At 30.8% G+C, this 16,118-nt stretch carries 16 protein-coding genes; 7 read left to right on the top strand and 9 right to left on the bottom strand.

The features are described 5' to 3' along the window. Positions 1–173 precede the first annotated feature (173 nt). Together MPF19_RS03065 and MPF19_RS03060 are read left to right on the top strand one after the other, a co-directional pair. A complete protein-coding gene (locus tag MPF19_RS03065; RefSeq protein WP_249986728.1) occupies positions 174–2,147 on the top strand; it encodes a T9SS type A sorting domain-containing protein in 1,974 nt (657 codons plus the stop codon). A 2-nt stretch (positions 2,148–2,149) separates the two neighbouring features. Then, the gene (locus tag MPF19_RS03060) at positions 2,150–3,619 is read left to right on the top strand and encodes a phage tail-like protein (RefSeq protein ID WP_249986727.1); all 1,470 of its coding nucleotides are present in this window, start codon (positions 2,150–2,152) and stop codon (positions 3,617–3,619) included. Positions 3,620–4,253: 634 nt separating this feature from the next. On the opposite strand, the gene MPF19_RS03055 is transcribed toward MPF19_RS03060, so the two are convergent. The 6 genes from MPF19_RS03055 to MPF19_RS03030 all read right to left on the bottom strand — a co-directional run bounded on the left by MPF19_RS03055 (position 4,254) and on the right by MPF19_RS03030 (position 8,605). Next, a complete protein-coding gene (locus MPF19_RS03055; protein WP_249986726.1) occupies positions 4,254–6,317 on the bottom strand; it encodes a hypothetical protein in 2,064 nt (687 codons plus the stop codon). Between the two features lie 135 nt (positions 6,318–6,452). Next, on the bottom strand, positions 6,453–6,878 hold the full coding sequence (locus MPF19_RS03050) for an acyl-CoA thioesterase (RefSeq protein WP_249986725.1): 426 nt from the start codon (positions 6,876–6,878) through the stop codon (positions 6,453–6,455). After that, positions 6,868–7,494, bottom strand: a complete 627-nt coding sequence (gene ribA / locus MPF19_RS03045) for a GTP cyclohydrolase II (RefSeq protein WP_249986724.1) — start codon at positions 7,492–7,494, stop codon at positions 6,868–6,870. Before ribA ends, MPF19_RS03050 begins: the two co-directional genes overlap by 11 nt. 134 nt (positions 7,495–7,628) lie before the next feature. Continuing rightward, complete coding sequence (locus tag MPF19_RS03040) at positions 7,629–8,018, bottom strand: NifB/NifX family molybdenum-iron cluster-binding protein (protein WP_249986723.1); 390 nt, start codon at positions 8,016–8,018, stop codon at positions 7,629–7,631. 2 nt (positions 8,019–8,020) lie between these two features. Then, the gene (locus tag MPF19_RS03035; RefSeq protein WP_284041352.1) at positions 8,021–8,194 is read right to left on the bottom strand and encodes a DUF5320 domain-containing protein; all 174 of its coding nucleotides are present in this window, start codon (positions 8,192–8,194) and stop codon (positions 8,021–8,023) included. A 3-nt stretch (positions 8,195–8,197) separates the two neighbouring features. Beyond that, a complete protein-coding gene (locus tag MPF19_RS03030) occupies positions 8,198–8,605 on the bottom strand; it encodes a DUF134 domain-containing protein (protein WP_203392547.1) in 408 nt (135 codons plus the stop codon). Between the two features lie 155 nt (positions 8,606–8,760). Between MPF19_RS03030 and MPF19_RS03025 the strand changes: the two genes are divergently transcribed. Together MPF19_RS03025 and MPF19_RS03020 are read left to right on the top strand one after the other, a co-directional pair. Further along, entirely contained in the window at positions 8,761–9,720 is a 960-nt protein-coding gene (locus MPF19_RS03025; protein WP_249986721.1) for an L-threonylcarbamoyladenylate synthase, read from the top strand. 17 nt (positions 9,721–9,737) lie between these two features. Next, positions 9,738–11,411: an RluA family pseudouridine synthase gene (locus tag MPF19_RS03020; protein WP_249986720.1), complete on the top strand. Its 1,674-nt coding sequence runs from the start codon at positions 9,738–9,740 to the stop codon at positions 11,409–11,411. Here the strand turns inward: MPF19_RS03020 and MPF19_RS03015 are convergent. Together MPF19_RS03015 and aat are read right to left on the bottom strand one after the other, a co-directional pair. After that, a complete protein-coding gene (locus MPF19_RS03015) occupies positions 11,408–11,953 on the bottom strand; it encodes a hypothetical protein (protein ID WP_249986719.1) in 546 nt (181 codons plus the stop codon). The two genes, MPF19_RS03020 and MPF19_RS03015, sit on opposite strands and share 4 nt — an antisense overlap. Positions 11,954–12,025: 72 nt before the next feature. Further along, positions 12,026–12,652, bottom strand: a complete 627-nt coding sequence (aat, locus tag MPF19_RS03010; protein WP_249986718.1) for a leucyl/phenylalanyl-tRNA--protein transferase — start codon at positions 12,650–12,652, stop codon at positions 12,026–12,028. A gap of 124 nt (positions 12,653–12,776) precedes the next feature. Here aat and MPF19_RS03005 point away from each other — a divergent pair, with 124 nt between their 5' ends. Both MPF19_RS03005 and MPF19_RS03000 read left to right on the top strand, forming a co-directional pair. Then, positions 12,777–13,400, top strand: coding sequence for a YqaA family protein (locus MPF19_RS03005; protein ID WP_249986717.1), 624 nt, complete (start codon positions 12,777–12,779; stop codon positions 13,398–13,400). A gap of 29 nt (positions 13,401–13,429) precedes the next feature. Beyond that, on the top strand, positions 13,430–13,672 hold the full coding sequence (locus tag MPF19_RS03000; RefSeq protein WP_203392553.1) for a DUF1456 family protein: 243 nt from the start codon (positions 13,430–13,432) through the stop codon (positions 13,670–13,672). Positions 13,673–13,881: 209 nt separating this feature from the next. Here MPF19_RS03000 and MPF19_RS02995 read toward each other — a convergent pair whose 3' ends face one another. Next, positions 13,882–14,253, bottom strand: coding sequence for a DUF3127 domain-containing protein (locus MPF19_RS02995; protein WP_203392554.1), 372 nt, complete (start codon positions 14,251–14,253; stop codon positions 13,882–13,884). 525 nt (positions 14,254–14,778) lie between these two features. Here MPF19_RS02995 and MPF19_RS02990 point away from each other — a divergent pair. After that, a complete protein-coding gene (locus tag MPF19_RS02990; RefSeq protein ID WP_249986716.1) occupies positions 14,779–15,930 on the top strand; it encodes a sensor histidine kinase in 1,152 nt (383 codons plus the stop codon). The last annotated feature ends 188 nt before the right edge of the window (positions 15,931–16,118 follow it).

The following is a 16,118-nucleotide window of genomic DNA, read 5'->3' as shown; positions in this document are numbered from 1 at the left end:
ACATCAATTCCCCCAGATGCAGTTTTTAAAAAACTTTTAAGCTGCAGTGCGCTATTATACTAACTACAACACAGTATATAACTAGCTAAACTAATTTATGGTAAAACTTTTTTTACTATAAATTAACTATGGCAATATGCCATAGTTAGTACTAACCCCCAACCCCCTAATCCATGAGAAGTAAACACTTTCTTTTTTACTGCCTGCTTCTATTTAACTTTTTATGCAGTTATGCACAAATAGTAAATAAAGGCATATTGCAGATTACAGCATCCACAGATGTGTATTTTGAAAACGAATACACGAATAAAAATACTGGAACCCACAACAGCAACGGAAACCTTTATTTAAACAATAGTTTTATAAATAACGGAACTACCTCATCCGTATCAGGAACCACGTATTTTAAAAGTATAGCAAACCCATTAGTAACTATTTCGGGTACTTCAAAAGCTATTAATTTTAATAATCTAGAAATAGATATAACAGCGACAAATACAAAAGGATTATCTGTAGCAAATGGTTTTGCATTAAATGTAGAGAACTCCTTAAATTTAAAGAGTGGAGATGTTCGGTTAACTGGTGAAGCTCAACTTATTCAAACACATTCAGGTCTAGACGCAAATACAATAGGCTTTGGTAAGGTTTTAATAGACCAACAAGGATACGCCTCGGCTTATAAGTTTAATTACTGGTCGTCACCAATAAATAATAGTGGTGTATTTTCTTTAGTAAGTGGTAAGTTTGATGGTACAGATGCTAGTATTAATCCATTTAATCCACAAGAAATGCTATTTAGCGCTGGCTCTCCATACAATGGCTCACCATCGGTAGTAGATGGTAGCAATAACGTCACCAATGCATTGACCATAAATACCAGATGGATTTATAAATATTTACAAAGCGGTGGTTGGGTTTCTTTAAATAATAATAGTAGTTTAAATCCTGGTGAAGGCTATATTATGAAAGGAACAAATACGCTTTTGGCAGATCAAAATTACACCTATTATGGCGCACCAAACAATGGCGACTATTCAGCACCAATAAATTCTGCAGAAGAATCTTTGTTAGGCAACCCATATCCTTCTGCTTTAGATGCAGATCAATTTATTAATGATAACATATTGCTTTTTGATACGCTTTATTTTTGGGTAGATGGAGGTTCAACCTCACATAATAAAACAACTTATTTAGGTGGTTATGCTATGCGTAATTTATCTGGAGGCACACCTCCATCGATTGCATTATCGTCCCCAGGAGGTTTAGGTAATTCCTCTAGTGTAGCGCCACCTACACAATATGTGTCTGTAGCTCAAGGTTTTTTTGTTACTGGCCTATCAAACGGGTCTATTCTTTTTAAAAATTCGCAAAGAGCATTTAAAAAAGAATCTTCAGAAGATGCCCATTTTTATAGAGCTGATGACACAGAAGTAAATACAAAAGAAAATAAAGCGATTGGTGCTGATAATCAATACATCAGATTAGGCTATCAAGATCCCGAAGGATTTCATAGACAATTACTTTTGGCTTTTTTACCAGATACTAGTGCAGATATTCACTATAATTTTGGCTATGATGCCATAATAATTGACAACAGAGCAGACGATCTATTTTTTGTAATTGACAACGACTTAAATAATACGTTCGCTATTCAAGGTGTTCATAATTTTAATAAAGCATTAGAGTTTCCTTTAGGATTATTTATTTCGGAAACTGGTTCTCATGAAATTATGATTGATGAAGTAGATAATTTTGAAAACACCATTTATTTAAAAGACAATGTTTTAAACACTACACATAATTTAAGCGATTCCAACTTTCAAGTGAATTTACCAATAGGAGAGTATTTAGATAGGTACTCTTTAGTTTTTTTACCCCAAGAATCTTTATCGGTTTCCGATGATAAACTCTTAAGTATAGGTGTTTTTTATGATGGCAATAAACACATTGTACTGAATAATACCGCTAGAGTTAAAATAGAAAGCATAAAAATATTCAACGTTCTAGGGCAAGAAGTTTTAAGCAGAAATAAAAATCTAAACAATAAAGATAAGCTGCAAATACCGTTTAACCAAAGCAAAGGAATTTATATAGCAAATATAAAAACGAGTAACGGCAAATTAACTAAAAAAATATTAAATTATTAATTATGAAAAATTTAAACTTAAAAATAGCCATATTAACAATAATAACGGTTATTAGCTTTAACTATAATGCCTTCTCTCAAGTTGGTATAGGTACAGTAACACCAGACGCTTCCTCTATGTTAGATATTAGTTCTACAGAAAAGGGTATGTTAGCACCAAGAATGACAACAACAGAAAGAGTAGCAATAGCAAGTCCAGCAAATGGCTTGTTAGTCTATGATATTTCTGAAAATGCATTTTATTTTTATCAATCAAGTACTTGGGTAAAAATGGAGTCGCAGTCGGCTTCTAGAGTAAATCATAAAATAATCAAATCTGCAGCAGACTTAAGCGAAGAACTTGCAGCTGGCGGTGGCAGTAAGTATTTATTAACAACCAATACATTATATGAAATAAACGGAACAGTTGCTTTAGCACATCCCATCGATCTAAATAAAGCCTATTTAATTGGTTTAGATACTAATGAAGATATATTAGTAAAATCTGGAGGAACTATGTTTGTAAGTTCTAAGGGAGGAACTATAAAAAACCTAACGCTAACGGCTCCTCTAGGAACTATTTTTAACATGACAGGAAGTAGTACTGAAAGTTTTGTTTTTAGAGATTGTATCGTTGTCAATTCTGCTTCTATAGGTACTATTAGTGGCTATGGACTCGTATTTTTGAGTATCGTTCAGTTTTCTGGAAATACCACAGGAATAACATATAGTAATATTTCAGATTTGTTATTAAGTAATATTGGTTGGTTCGCTAATAACTCAGGAACCTATGAAACATTAACGGGATCTTTTGACATTGTTGAAAAACAAGGTGGATTTTCAGAATTAAATGGAGCTGCCATTGGGTTAGATGTGAGTTCTAATCCCACAGTTGGAAAAGGTGTATTAACAGGTGCCAGTTTTAGTGGTACTAGTACACAGTATGTAAAAAAATATACCCTCGGGTCTTATTCGGGGTATAATTTTAATAATGCATGGACCGTAGATTGCCCTGGGTTACCTGTAGAATCAGACCAAGTGGCATCTGGTAATATTTATTATGACGGAGGTATTACTTCTGGATTTGGGCAAAGCCTATCTAATTATATCCCAATAAATTTGTCAGGAAATAGTAGTACAAACTCAACAACTGCAGTTAATTTATTAAGAATGTCTTCTCCTCAAGATAATAGATTAATCTATTTAGGACAAAAAACAAGAACGTTTCAAATAAATGCAACTCTGTCTGTTAGAGGTGATAATAGTATTGGTAATTATTATGCATTTTTTATTAGAAAAAATGGTTCAGAAACTTTAACGGAAACAAATACTTTAATGCGTGTTAATAATACATCAGATATTTCTAGTAATGCTATTTCCGGTACTGTAAAGCTAGATCCAAATGACTATATAGAAATTTGGGGACAACGACTAACTGGAAGTACTGGTAATACTTTAATATCAATATTTTCTTTAAATATGAATATCAAATAAAGTAGTAGTTCCTTAGTGTAAAGTATCTTCTATTTTAAAAATAAAATAGAAGATACTTTTTTTAGTTTTAGATAAGTGTAAACTTGACTTCTAAATTTATAAGACAATCATTTATGTTTATATTATTACCTCAAAAATATTACTAATTTAGACCTGCTTCGGCTTGGGTGGTACTTATAATTTATTTGAGTGTTTTAAGCTTATAAGAAATTAACGGTATACCGTCAGTCAACTCTTTTTGTACTCAAATTGTACAATATATCGTTATCTAGTAGTTCTAAAAACTTTAAAACGTAAGAAACGAAACAACAAGTGCTTATAAATAGTTTTAGCAATTCTATTGGCATTAGCTTACAAGAATACAAGGGTATAGCAAAAAGTACTAATAATATAAGTCTATACTAGAATAGTAATAAAAGTTTTTTAATCGCAGTTAGGTCCCCCATCCTATTTCACCGAAAAGCCCGATTCAATTGAATCGGGCTTTTTATTTTTACTGACATTTGAAATCACGTAATTAAAAGAGGTAATCTAAAAAAAGGTCAACCTATACACATATATTATAGTCTTATAGACGGATAATCTTAAGGACATGGAAATCATTAAAGATTGAACCTAGATCAGAATAATGCTCTTAATTCAACAATTCTGGATTGTTAAGAATCAATTCTATCTTTTTTATTATTACAGTAATTTCATTCATTTGTGCTTCTATATTTCTAAAATAAAGGCTAATATCTCTATTTACCCAACTTTCTGAAATAACTCTTGCCCCTAAACTAATTCTTAAAACGGCACTTTGTAAATCATTTTCATATTTTACATTTACTGCCTGACCAATATGACATTTTTGAGCTGCAAGTCTAATAATTTCTAAAGGAGCTCCTTCAAATTTATTGGATAAATCAGAATTTAGCAACACATACAATTTTTTTACTTTATCTACAGATAATGCTTCTTTATTTTTAAGGATGAAAAAAGGAAAAATGGTACGAATATTTCTAATACCGAATTCTTCATTATCTACATTTGGTTTATCACCATAAACGGGTTCTAAAAAACTAGCTTCCTTTATAGAATCATCTACAAAATTACAGAACATCTCAATCCCCATATTTCTATATAAAATAGGTGTTTTATAGTATCGATCCATTTCTACAATAGCAGCATTCCAACGCATATAAGAACCATAATTAAATCCGTCAGATAAATCTTTAGAACAAAACCAAGATGTTGGCCAATCTGAATGATTATAGTATTTGGTTAACCCTTTTGGCAACTTCTTTTTAGCTACATTAATCTCTTTAGTAACAGTTTCTGGAAAAATTAAAGCCCCAGAATACGGAGGTCCTGTAAAATACTTACTTCCGGTAATACTAACAATATAGTCCTTTTTTAAATAATTTTGTATATCTGTTGGATCTAATCTTAACTGAGCAGCGTCTACAATTACTTGTAATGACAAATTTTTAAGCCCATCTATTTTTTGCATCATTTTTACACTTGGAGATTGATATCCTAGTTTAGAATGATCCATTACATGTAACACAATTTGTCTTCCTAATTTATGCGTTTCAGTGATGGCAGCAAAAACTTCTGCATCTAATTTTTCTGTTGATTTTAAAGCTCCTTTTTCATCTCTAAAAGGAATTTTAATCAAATCTATATCTCTAAAACCTTCCATTTTATCACCCTTTTTAACTGGGTAATTTAAAGCGGTATTATTTTCGAAATGACATCCTTTAAGCGCTGCAGGTACTCCACTACCCGTTTCATCAGAAGCAACTAAAATATGTGTAATTTCTTTATCAGTAACAATTTGAGTTATGGCTGCTATTTGTAGTGAAGAATCGGTTCCTGAAGGTGAAAAAATTATTTCGCAAGCGTCATTTAAAGTAAAAATTTTTCTCAAATTACTTTTTAATAACTCCGAAAATTCAATTGCAGTATTTTTAAAACCATTTTTTAAGCTATTCTTAATTAAAATACTTCTGGCTTTATCTGTTTTATCAAAAGCAAAATTAGAGACACTTGTTGCAGTAGAAGAAGCAAACGTAAAAGCTTCTGGTCTTGGAAATGGCCTACAACCATATTTATTTAGTAAATCTATTTCGTCTATATTTAATCTAAAATCGCCACCATCCATTAATAAATACTCGGTAGGTTTAGCAAGATTATCAACAATAGGCTTCCAAGCTTTCTCAAAGATTTTATCTCCTGTATTTAATCCATGAAATGATTCTAATTCTTCATGATTTAAGAGAGATTCCGCATTTAAAGCATCCGCATTTTTAATCAAATTAATTAAAGAATAATCAACATCTACTAACTTTTCTTTATCTTCTTTAGGCAATAAATTGTAAAATATTCTAGTTACTTCTAAAGCTGCAATATTACATAAAGCAGTTTCTTTTTTTTCGCCCTCTAAAGCTTTGTACCAAAGTTGCCATTCAATTCCGTATCTTAAATAAACTAATGCTAAAACAGGATTTTTTAAATATAAAGCACCAATAATTATCGATTTATTTGGTTCAATTTTAAAAACATCCGGTACACTTGTAGAAGTAATAATATTAATGTTATTAATTTTTGGTACCGTATTAAATCGCTTTAAAACATGGACTAGGTAATTCACATTTTCTTTTTCAAATAAAGATGTTCTTTTATATTGATTTTCTATAGCTATATTATTTGTCATAAACGCTTACTTTTAATCGTTCTTTAGAACGTATTTCTCTAAGGAGAGTATTATACTGATTTTCTGACCAGTAAAAATTTTTTTTTTTCAGTTACAAAACTCTGAAAAAAAAGGGTTAATTTTTTAAATAATCTGTTAATTTAATCTATTTATCGTTTCAAAATTGGTTGTGAGTCTCTTTTCGACAAAACTAGGAATTTTTTGAGGTAAACGCGACTGAATATCCACAAAAACAACATCTGATTTCGCTTTGCATAAAAGTACATTTTGTTCATTCTTTACTTCAAAATAAAAACTAAAGCGAACTTTTGGCATTTCTCTAATAGTTGTTTTTATAGTGATAAGCTCATCAAAGTGAGCTGGTTTTTTATACTTTATATCAAAAGAAATTACTGGAAGCATTATTTGGTTCTCCTCTAATTTAACCTCATCTAAACCCAATTTCCGCAATAATTCATTACGAGCTTGATGGCAAAAAGTTACGTAATTTGCATGATATACGTAACCCATTTTATCAACTTCTCCGTAACGAGGCCTCAATTGAAATACATCAGTTATCATAGCATTTATTTTTTGATTTATCATTATTCAATTGATGTCCCATTTGACTCTCTTTAGTTTCTAAATAAAATTTATTGAATGGGTTTGAAGGTATTATTAATGAAACACGCTCTACAACCTGAATACCGTTTTGTTCTAACCCAATAATTTTATCAGGATTATTAGTTAACAAGTTTACTTTTTGTATACCAAGAGCACAAAGAATATCTGTACCAACTTTATAATCTCTTTCGTCTGCAGCAAAGCCTAATTCTAGGTTTGCCTCTACCGTATCCATCCCTAATTCTTGTAGCTTATACGCTTTCATCTTATTCATTAGACCAATTCCTCTGCCCTCTTGTTGTAAATACACAATAATTCCGCTTCCATTCTTTTCAATCATTTTCATTGCTTCTATAAGCTGATCTCCACAATCGCATCTTAAAGACCCAAATAAATCTCCGGTAGCACAAGCAGAATGGAACCGTGTTAGCACAGGTTCATTTGGCGTAAATTTTCCTTTTATAAGCGCCATATGCTCAAGACCACTTTCCTTTTCTTGAAATGGAATCAACTCAAAATGCCCATATTTGGTAGGTAACTGAACTCTTTCTCCTTGTATAATAGTTGCAGACATAACTTTTTACTTTAAAATTTATCTAATTTTAAGAATTACTCTGGCAATCGCTTTTAAATTTTATCAAATATAAATTTGCCACGAATTTATGAATTCGTGGCAAATATTTTTAAAATCGATTTCCATAATCATTATTAATGATTACATGCATGTGCATGACCTTTTTTGTGTTTGTGACTATGACTTGCACAACCAACGCCATTATCCGTAATTTTGCCATCAACAAATTCTAAAATAACGTCTGCAGATTTACCAGAACAACCGCGTATTACACCAATACCTGCAACAACCAATTTACTCATTGCGCTATCGCCTATATTACCTGCTAACATAAATGTTACACCTTCTTTTACCAAAACACTAACAATATTAGATTTACATCCACATTTTCCATCAGATTCTAGTAATTGCAAGTCTATAATTTCATTGGCATCAGAAAACGTATAGATTTCATAGAACTTACATCGTCCAAAATGATCTTCTACTCTATTGTCTTTTGTAATGGGTATTGCTATTTTTTTCATAACTAATCATTCATTTTTATTATTGTTCTCGTATTATCTTTTTTACGTCTGCCTTTTCCAAAGGGTCTGTTTATTGGAAATGCATCCGTATCTGATTTTGTTTTTCTACATTTTCCTAGTTTCATTCCTGTTTTCGGACCTAAACCCTCAGGGCCCTTTCTATCAAAATTTGGCATAATTTATTCATTTAGATTCACTAATTCGTCTTTATCATTGGTAGCACAATCTCCACATGCTGTGGGATTTTTAACACTATCAATTAACTTAAAGCATGTTTTGCATTTGTACCAATCTTTATCAAATTCGAAGTTTCCTCCTTTAATAATAATCGATTTACCTTCTACAAATCCTTGTGCAATTTTTTTTAAAGCACTGTTATAAATCCGAGTAAGTGTAGGCCTAGAAACTCCCATCTTTTCTGCTGCATCTCCTTGAGAAAGGTTATCATACACCACCAATTTAACAGCTTCATACTCTTCATACTGCATATCTACATGTTCCGTATCACAAAACCGAATTCCAAAAGGCTTAAAACCAAGCATTTTTGGCGGATGATCTACTTTTCTTTTCTTTTTAGGTCTCGGCATGTATCAAATTTTACACAAAGGTAATGAACCTGCGTTCATAACAAAATAAAAATAGCACTTTTTATAAAAAAAAATCATAACTTTATTTCTTATCAAATGAAGTAAACCTATTTGTGCTATTTTATAATTAAATTTGCGGTCTATAAGAACTATCAATGAGCATCATTTCTAAAGACATACAAAAAGCCATACATTTATTAACCAATGAAGAATTGGTTGCCATACCCACAGAAACAGTTTATGGTTTAGCTGGTAATATTTTTAGCGAAAAAGCGATAAAAAGTATTTTTTCGACTAAAAAACGTCCATTTTTTAATCCATTAATTGTACATATTCCTTCTATTGATTCTTTAGACGGAATTGTAACTCACATTCCTGAAAAGGCAAAATTATTAGCAGCTGCTTTTTGGCCAGGATCTATGACCTTGGTTTTAAAAAAGAACAAAAATATTCCTGATATTATTACAGCTGGTAAAGATACCGTTGCCGTTCGTGTACCGAATCATCCAGTAACTTTAGATTTATTAAGACAATTACCATTTCCATTAGCCGCACCAAGTGCAAATCCTTTTGGAAGTATAAGCCCTACAAAACCAGCACATGTAGAACGTTATTTTAAAAACGATATAAAAATGGTGTTAGATGGCGGATCTTGTACAAACGGAATTGAATCTACCATTATTGGCTTTATAGATGATGAACCCATTATTTACCGATTAGGCGCATTGGCCATAGAAGATATTGAAGCTGTGGTAGGCAAAGTTCCTATTAAAAACAACAAAGAACAAAGTCCGGATGCTCCAGGCATGTTGGCAAGACATTATGCGCCTGCTACTCGTACTTTTTTGGTTGATGATATTGCGACCGAGGTTAAAAAACATGTAGGTAAAAAAATTGGTGTACTACCTTTTAAAAACTCTTTGGATGATGCGTCTCTGACAGAAATTATTCTATCAGAAAAAGGGTCTATGCATGAAGCTGCTTCTAAATTATACGATTCTCTACATGAGTTAGATCATCTAGCATTAGATGTAATTATTGCAGAAAGATTCCCTGAGTTTGGTTTAGGAAAATCGATTAACGACCGTTTGCAACGTGCCACTTTTAGCCTTTAACTTCATAATTTTTAAATTTGAATTATTTCCAAAAATTTCAAGCAGATATTTCTGACATTGAACTTCCTAAAAAATTTACTTTTCCGTTTTATTACCAACCTCATCAACTTGCAAAAATTGCAGTAAATGAGTTGCAAGAGTATTTAGAAAATCAAACGGATTTTACACATAATTTCGGACTTTCTGAAACAGAAAATAATGAGCTGCCCATTGGAAAAATGTTTGGGGTTTTAATCGTTAAAAATAAACAAAATGAAATTGGGTATTTAGCCGCCTTTTCTGGAAAACTAGCAGATAAAAGTTTGCCGGAAAAATTTGTTCCGCCTGTTTTTAATATGAGAACAGAAGGCAGCTTTTATATTAAAGGAGAAAAAGAGATAGACCAAATAAACGCTCAATTATCTCTTTTAAAAAAGGATGAAAATTATTTAAAACTGAAGAAATCTTTTTTAAAAATATCCAAAGAAATTGAAACGGATTTAGTACTAGAAAGAAAAAAATTGAAACTTCAAAAAAAAGATAGAAAGGCTAGAAAAACAACCGGACAATCAAACTTAAATGAAGTTGATTTTAATGCTCTTAACAAAAAGTTAGTTCAAGAAAGTTTTAACGACCAGTTTTATTACAAAGAATTAGTAATATATTACGAAGATAAAATTGACAAAAAAAGAACAGAATTGACTCTTTTTGAGGATAAAATTGCATCTCTAAAAAAAGATAGAAAAGAAAAATCTAATTATTTACAACAAACTCTTTTTAGTAAATATGCTTTTTTGAACAAGGAAAAAGAAGAACGTAATTTATTAGATATTTTTAATAATCCTGCTATAAAACCTCCTGCTGGTTCAGGTGAATGTTCTGCTCCTAAATTATTACAACATGCTTTTTTAAATGAGTATACACCTATTTCTATGGCAGAATTTTGGTGGGGAATTTCGCCAAACTCGGCAATTAGAAAACACAAAAACTTTTATCCTGCCTGCCAAGGCAGATGCAAACCTATTTTAACACACATGTTAGAAGGTATTGCTATGGATGAAAATTTATTGTTAGAAAATTTAGCTGAAAAACAAGAATTAGAAATCATTTATGAGGATGATGTTTTATTAGTTGTAAATAAACCAACAGAGTTTTTATCTGTACCCGGAAAAGATATTTCCGACTCTGTGTATACTCGAATTAAGGAGAAATATCCAGACGCTACAGGACCTTTAATTGTACACCGATTAGACATGTCTACTTCCGGAATTTTATTATTGACCAAAACAAAAGAAGCCAATAAAGTACTACAAAGTCAGTTTATAAACAGAACTGTAAAGAAACGTTACGTTGCTTTATTAGACGGAAACTTAACCGAAGAAAAAGGAAAAATAAAACTCCCTTTACGTGTAGATTTAGATGACAGACCTAAGCAATTGGTAGATTTTGTTCATGGAAAAAATGCTGAAACCGATTGGAAAATCATCAAAAGAGAAAACGGAAAGACAAGAGTTCATTTTTACCCTATTACAGGACGAACACATCAATTAAGAGTTCATGCAGCGCATAAAAAAGGACTAAATACACCTATTATTGGTGACGACTTATACGGAAACAAAGAAAACAGGTTGCATTTACATGCTGAATTTATTGAATTCTCGCATCCGACAACTCATAAAAAAATGAGCTTTACAGTAGCCCCAAATTTTTAGAAAAACGAGAAACCTATCCCTAAAGAAACACTATCTAACCTATCATTTTCGAAACCAATTATTCCTTTTCTATGAAAATCTAATCGAATAATTGTGTTCCATCTTTCTTCTCCTGCAATTTGAGTACCTAAACCTATTCTGTAATAATTTCCATCAGGATAATTAGTAGAAGGTCGCCACATTTTTCCGTAACTCACTTCCGTAAAAAAAGTATCATCTTCATCTTCTGTAATATTATATTTTAGACTTACATAAGCAGGAAAAGCACTAACGGCATAATTCCAATGATAATCGAAACCGCCGTTTACACTAACGGCTACTCTTTTTTTAAATTCGTAACCGAACCCCATTCTAAAAAAAATTGCTGAAGGAATAAAAAACGTTTCGCCATCATCTGGGTCTAACGTATAATTTTCATTAACTGCAAAAGTTAAGTTTGCAGAACCTGTAAAAAAGGGTCTTCCAAGTTTTTCCTGTTTTTCTTGGGAAAACAACGTTTGAATCCAACAAAAAAGCACGATTGAAAATAGTAATTTTTTCATAGCATCATTTTGGTTATCAAAACGTAAGCAATAATTATTCCACTACCACATTTTACAAAAAATATTAATGACTTAAGGCTTTAATATTTTTAAAAAGACATCTCTTTCAATTTCTTTTGCACCTAAACTCGCTAAATGATCATTATACATTTGACAATCTATTAATGTGTATTCTTTCTTTTTAGCCAAATGAATAAATGCTCGTTTAGAAGCATTAGAAACTTTACTAAACATACTTTCTCCACAAAAAATAGTATTCACTTCTAAACCATACAAACCACCAACTAATTGATTGTCTTGCCATACTTCTATTGATTTTGCGATGCCTTTTTTATGTAAATTAATGTAGGCCTGCTCCATATCATCTGTAATCCAGGTACCAAAACCATCACTCCTTTCAATATTTTTACAGTTGTAAATTACTTCTTCAAATGCTTTATTTTCTGTGATGGTAAACTCATTTTTATTGATGACTTTTCGCATCGATTTAGAGACTTTTATTTCACCTGGAAGTAACACCATCCTTTTAAACGGACAATACCAAACAATAGGTTCTCCTTCTGAAAACCAAGGAAAAATACCGTTTTTATAGGCACAAATTAACCGTTCATCAGACAAATCTCCACCTAAAGCGATAATTCCGTCATCTGTAGTAAACTCATAAGGAGGGAATTCAATTTTGTCTGTAAGCCAAATCATAGTAATTTATTTGCTGCTAATTTACGGAATTCATAAAAAAGTAGGAATCTAAATTATTGTTCATTTTATAAAAATTAAGTCCTTATTTTTGTAAACTATTTAAAGAAAAAGAGAAATCTAAGAAATGGCAAAAAAAACAAAGAAAAAAACGAGTACGCATAGAGCTAAGTTGATGCACTTCTATTTTCATAGAACAGGGTTTTATTTGTTTATATGGGAAAGTTTAAAGAAAGCTTTTTGGCCAATTGTTATTGTTGTTGCAAGCTTACTTCTGTTTAATAAATATGTCTATAATATTAATGATGGACTACATCATTTTACAGAGAGCGTTTCTAGACTTACCGTTTTATCTTTTTTCTTTGTTTCTGAAACTATACTAGGTTTAGTCCCGCCGGAAATGTTTATTGCTTGGTCTAAAAAAACACCTGAACCGATTTTAAATCTGGCAATTTTAGCTACTTTATCTTATTGTGGTGGTTTAATTTCTTATTTTATCGGAAAAACTGCTTTAAAAATAGCATCAGTTAAAGAATATTTAGAGGTAAAAATGGCTAAAAACTTAAAAAACACTCGAAAATGGGGTGGAATTTTAATTCTTGTTGGGGCTTTATTACCTTTACCTTTTTCTATTGCTTGTTTAGCCGCGGGAATGATTAAGTATCCATTTAAAAATGTAGCCCTTTTTGGGTTATTTCGTTTTCTTAGATTTGCAATATATGCTTGGGCAATTTTTCAGGTCGTACATTAAATTTAGATTAAAAAAATTATATTAATATTATGGGATTATCAAATAATGACATTTTAAAAAAACTACGTGTAGCACATAAATTACGCGATACAGATATTGTGGAGATTTGTGCTTTGGTAGACTTTAAAGTAAGTAAGGCAGAATTAGGCGCTTTATTTAGAAGTGAAGAACATCCAAAATATATGGAATGCCAAGATCAAATTTTACGTAATTTCTTAAACGGACTGGTTATTCATTTACGTGGACCAATGCCTAAGAAAAAAGAAAAATAATTTTTCTTTTTTAGACGTTTAGATTGCTTCGCTTTTAGATGTAAGAAACAAGACTATAAAAACAAAAAGGTAGAAAACAATAAATTCTTACACCAATTTTTGCTCTAAGAATACATACAAACCTTTATAAAATACAAAAGAGAGATTTCAATAATGAAATCTCTCTTTTTATTTGTCTTGATTCTTAATTCTAAAAATCTTAATTCTTTTTAAAACGGTAAATCGTCTGGCTCTTCATCAGAAACTTTAGATGCTGGCTCAAATTGATCTACTGGAGGTAAACTACCACTAGCTGCTGCACCTTGAGATAAACTTTCTATTCTCCATCCTTGAATAGAGTTAAAATATTTAGCTTCTCCTTGTGGGTTAATCCACTCTCTACCTCTTAAGTTGATTGCTACTTTTACATCTTGCCCAACCTTGTAATTGTTTAATAAATCACATTTATCTTGCACAAACTCTATCATTATCATTTGCGGATATTGATCATCTGTTGTAACTACTAATTCTCTTTTTTGAAACCCATTAGCTCCAAATGTTTGAACGTCTCCAATTAATTTTACTTTACCAATAACTTCCATAATTTCTAATTTAATAAAAGTACTTTCCAAGCACTCTCTACATCATTCTTTTTAAATACTCTTGTGCAAATGTATGTTTTTTTACGTGTTTTAATCCAATAAACTCAAGATGTTCTTTTTTAAAGTTATTAACATCCACTACAAATAGTAAATACTATATAATAACTAACACGTCAAAATTATTTATTATTAATAAGATTACTTCACTAGTGTCAATAAAAAGACGTAAGACCGCTTCACTAAAACACACAAGAAATAGCACTTCCTTAATTAACTGTTTTTAAGTGTTTTATATGTTTAAAAACCGTTTTAATAAAATATTTTTATTCATAATCCTATTTTCTAATTCAAATCTCCACGCAATAACTTCTGTCTAAACAAATTGAATTTTATAAAGTTTACTGAAGCATTAGATATTTTTAGTAGCCCCTAATACTATTACATAGTATTCAAATATTTTTGGTTTGTAAAGATACTATCTCATCTTTAAATGAGTTATACACATGAAACCTTATATTTGTTTTGATGAAAATTTTTTCTAACACCCTTTTATTTAAACGAATTACAATTTTTATTTCGTTTATTATTGTTTCTTTAATTTTATGGAACACCTATACTTTCTTTCAGAAATTTAAACATGAAGAACGTATTAAAATGGAAATCTTAGCAACTGCACAAAAAGAAATTGCGAGCGATACCAACTTAGATGCCAACGTAGATTTACCTTTAAAAATAATTGAGAATAACAATAATATTCCCATGATTCTGGTAAACGACAAAGGAGAAATAGAATATTTTCAAAATCTTGATTCTGTAAAAGCCTTAAATCCTAAATACTTAGAAAAACAACTGACAGAAATGAAGGCAGAAAACCAGCCTATAGAAGTTAGTTACAAAGGAAAAAACAAACAATTTATTTATTATCGAAATTCAGATTTACTAAACAGATTAACCTATTATCCTATTGCGTTAATTTTAATTTTATTTCTATTTTTGAGTGTTATTTATATGTTTTACAGCTCTAATAAAGTTGCAGAAACCAATAAACTTTGGACAGGTATGGCAAAGGAAACGGCACATCAAATTGGCACACCATTATCTTCTCTTCTAGGTTGGATTGCCATTTTAAAGATGGAAAAAGTTGATGATAAATATGTAGAAGAAATACAAAAAGATGTTAGTAGATTAAATACCATTGCTAATCGTTTTTCTAAAATTGGTTCTACTCCAGAGTTAGAAAAAGAAAACGTAGTTGCCATTACTAAACAAGCTTTCGATTATTTAGAATCTAGAAGTTCTAAGCAAATTTCTTTCTTTTTTACAACTTCAGACACCGAGATTTATACCCTTTTAAATACTGAGTTATTTGGTTGGGTTATAGAAAACCTTATCAAAAACGCTATTGATGCCATGTTAGGCAAAGGAGAATTGAGACTTAACATAGAAAACACACCCAAAAAAGTAAAAATCACCGTTTCAGACACCGGAAAAGGAATGTCTAAAAAACTATTTAAACAGATTTTTAAACCTGGTTTTACTACTAAAAAACGTGGTTGGGGCTTAGGTTTATCACTTTCTAAACGTATTGTTTCCGATTACCATAAAGGAAAAATATTTGTTCAAAAATCTGAAATTGACAAAGGAACTACTTTTGAGATTTTATTGAATAAAGTGTAGTTTTTTTTAAACTAAAAAGAAACTACATACCATCCTTCCTCATAAAATAACGAAAATAATAGCATTAAAACACCAACCACAGCTACTATTAGTGCTTTTTTAATCCGTAAAAATACCGTTTAAAGAAAGTAACTTGCAGTTCACCTTGCTTAACGAGGGTAATCAAATAATAATTTTCTATTTTTCTA

The organism is Polaribacter sp. Z014 (assembly GCF_023555435.1).
Lineage (GTDB): Bacteria > Bacteroidota > Bacteroidia > Flavobacteriales > Flavobacteriaceae > Polaribacter.
This window is presented reverse-complemented; position numbering and strand designations above follow the sequence as displayed.

Excerpts from the sequence above, each read along its gene's own strand:
- MPF19_RS03030 (WP_203392547.1), bottom strand. The coding sequence starts at position 8,605 with ATGCCGAGACCTAAAAAGAAAAGAAAAGTAGATCATCCGCCAAAAATG.
- MPF19_RS02990 (WP_249986716.1), top strand. The coding sequence starts at position 14,779 with ATGAAAATTTTTTCTAACACCCTTTTATTTAAACGAATTACAATTTTT.
- MPF19_RS03040 (WP_249986723.1), bottom strand. The coding sequence starts at position 8,018 with ATGAAAAAAATAGCAATACCCATTACAAAAGACAATAGAGTAGAAGAT.
- MPF19_RS03000 (WP_203392553.1), top strand. The coding sequence starts at position 13,430 with ATGGGATTATCAAATAATGACATTTTAAAAAAACTACGTGTAGCACAT.
- MPF19_RS02995 (WP_203392554.1), bottom strand. The coding sequence starts at position 14,253 with ATGGAAGTTATTGGTAAAGTAAAATTAATTGGAGACGTTCAAACATTT.
- MPF19_RS03055 (WP_249986726.1), bottom strand. The coding sequence starts at position 6,317 with ATGACAAATAATATAGCTATAGAAAATCAATATAAAAGAACATCTTTA.
- aat (WP_249986718.1), bottom strand. The coding sequence starts at position 12,652 with ATGATTTGGCTTACAGACAAAATTGAATTCCCTCCTTATGAGTTTACT.
- ribA (WP_249986724.1), bottom strand. The coding sequence starts at position 7,494 with ATGTCTGCAACTATTATACAAGGAGAAAGAGTTCAGTTACCTACCAAA.
- MPF19_RS03065 (WP_249986728.1), top strand. The coding sequence starts at position 174 with ATGAGAAGTAAACACTTTCTTTTTTACTGCCTGCTTCTATTTAACTTT.
- MPF19_RS03005 (WP_249986717.1), top strand. The coding sequence starts at position 12,777 with ATGGCAAAAAAAACAAAGAAAAAAACGAGTACGCATAGAGCTAAGTTG.
- MPF19_RS03050 (WP_249986725.1), bottom strand. The coding sequence starts at position 6,878 with ATGATAACTGATGTATTTCAATTGAGGCCTCGTTACGGAGAAGTTGAT.
- MPF19_RS03035 (WP_284041352.1), bottom strand. The coding sequence starts at position 8,194 with ATGCCAAATTTTGATAGAAAGGGCCCTGAGGGTTTAGGTCCGAAAACA.
- MPF19_RS03025 (WP_249986721.1), top strand. The coding sequence starts at position 8,761 with ATGAGCATCATTTCTAAAGACATACAAAAAGCCATACATTTATTAACC.
- MPF19_RS03060 (WP_249986727.1), top strand. The coding sequence starts at position 2,150 with ATGAAAAATTTAAACTTAAAAATAGCCATATTAACAATAATAACGGTT.
- MPF19_RS03015 (WP_249986719.1), bottom strand. The coding sequence starts at position 11,953 with ATGAAAAAATTACTATTTTCAATCGTGCTTTTTTGTTGGATTCAAACG.